The following is a 506-nucleotide window of genomic DNA, read 5'->3' on the forward strand; positions in this document are numbered from 1 at the left end:
TGTTTATGGCAAACTAAATATGTAGGGGACGGCAGTTAATTTATGAGGGCCCCGCGGGGCCCTCATAAATTAAAAAACGCCACTTGCTAACTTCTCAAAATAACTTTAAACTCCTCGTTGGACCAACAACGTTTGACAGGAGGATATTAGGAGATGTTAGAAGTGACTCAGATAGATTATATCAGACGCGAAGTGAATCAGAAAGGCAATAATTATTCCAGTGTAGCTACCAGGGTGGAAGTGGACCCACGTACAGTAAGGAAATATGCCAATCAAGAAGAGTTTCAAGTGAAGTTGCCACAAAAGAGGAAAGCAAGAGTGATGGATCCAGTGAAACCTATCATAGATAAATGGATTGGTGAAGATCTGAAGAAGAAAAGGAAGAATCATAGAACAGCTAAAAGAATGTATGAGCAGTTGGGGGAATTTCATAGTTTCAGAGGCTCTGAGAGATCTGTTCGTGACTATGTTTCGAAACGGAAAAAGGAGTTAAAAGATTATCAAGA

1 pseudogene is annotated in these 506 nt (G+C 39.9%); it reads left to right on the top strand.

Features of this window, described 5'->3' with window-relative positions:
- Positions 1-153: 153 nt before the first annotated feature.
- A pseudogene (locus ACHABW_RS25965) lies at positions 154-506 on the top strand (IS21 family transposase); the annotation flags it as partial.

It is taken from the genome of Salipaludibacillus sp. CF4.18, from assembly GCF_051262595.1.
Lineage (GTDB): Bacteria > Bacillota > Bacilli > Bacillales > Salisediminibacteriaceae > Salipaludibacillus > Salipaludibacillus neizhouensis.